Origin of the sequence: Bradyrhizobium sp. BR 10261, from assembly GCF_019455395.1 — a bacterium.
GTDB lineage: Bacteria > Pseudomonadota > Alphaproteobacteria > Rhizobiales > Xanthobacteraceae > Bradyrhizobium > Bradyrhizobium manausense.
This window is the reverse complement of record NZ_JACOFQ010000068.1, coordinates 1-1,340: the sequence shown is the minus strand read 5'-3', so window position 1 is coordinate 1,340 and position 1,340 is coordinate 1. Positions and strand designations below refer to the sequence as shown.

At 61.5% G+C, this 1,340-nt stretch carries 1 protein-coding gene; it reads left to right on the top strand.

Going from position 1 to position 1,340, the window contains the following annotated elements:
• On the top strand, positions 1–1,340 hold a 1,340-nt coding region (gene sufB / locus HYH07_RS36150), incomplete at both ends, for a Fe-S cluster assembly protein SufB (protein WP_220006916.1).

The following is a 1,340-nucleotide window of genomic DNA, read 5'->3' as shown; positions in this document are numbered from 1 at the left end:
GAGAAGGCTCCCAAGGGGCTGTCGGAAGAGATCGTCAAATTCATCTCGCAGAAGAAGAATGAACCCGCCTGGATGCTGCAGTGGCGGCTGGAGGCCTATCGCCGCTGGCTGACCATGCAGGAGCCGACCTGGGCCCGCGTCGATTACCCGAAGATCGACTTCCAGGACCTCTATTATTACGCGGCGCCGAAGCCGAAGAAGACGGTGACCTCGCTCGACGAGATCGACCCGGAGATTCTGAAGACCTACGAGAAGCTCGGCATCCCCTTGCGGGAAGTCGCCATGCTGGAAGGCGTCGAGCCCAAGGTGGGCGAGGAAGATCCGGCCAGGCGCAAGATCGCGGTCGATGCGGTGTTCGATTCGGTCTCGGTTGCGACCACGTTCAAGGCGGAGCTGAAGAAGGCCGGCGTGATCTTCATGCCGATCTCGGAGGCGATCCGCGAGCACCCTGAACTGGTGCAGAAATATCTCGGCTCGGTGGTGCCGACCTCGGACAATTTCTACGCCACGCTGAACTCGGCGGTGTTCTCCGATGGCTCGTTCGTCTACGTGCCGCCGGGCGTGCGCTGCCCGATGGAACTGTCGACCTATTTCCGCATCAACGAGCGCAACACCGGCCAGTTCGAGCGCACGCTGATCATCGCCGACAAGGGCTCCTACGTCTCCTATCTCGAAGGCTGCACCGCGCCGCAGCGCGACGAGAACCAGCTGCACGCCGCCGTGGTCGAGCTCGTCGCACTCGATGACGCCGAGATCAAGTACTCGACGGTGCAGAACTGGTACCCCGGCAATTCGGAAGGCAAGGGCGGCATCTACAATTTCGTCACCAAGCGTGGCGACTGCCGCGGCGCCAATTCCAAGATCTCCTGGACCCAGGTCGAAACGGGGTCGGCGATCACCTGGAAATATCCGAGCTGCATCCTGCGCGGCGATAATTCGCGCGGCGAATTCTACTCGATCGCGATCTCGAACGGCTTTCAGCAGGTCGATTCCGGCACCAAGATGATCCATCTCGGCAAGAACACGTCGAGCCGCATCATCTCAAAGGGCATCGCGGCGGGAAAATCGCAGAACACCTATCGCGGCCTCGTCACCGCGCACCGGAAAGCCTCCGGTGCGCGCAACTTCACCGCCTGCGATTCGCTGCTGATCGGCGACAAATGCGGCGCGCACACCGTGCCGTACATCGAGGCCAAGAATTCCTCGGCGACGTTCGAGCACGAGGCGACGACCTCGAAAATCTCCGAGGACGTGCTGTTCTACTGCATCCAACGCGGGCTTTCCCAGGAAGAAGCGGTCGGCCTCGTCGTCAACGGCTTCGTCAAGGACGTGCTGCAGCA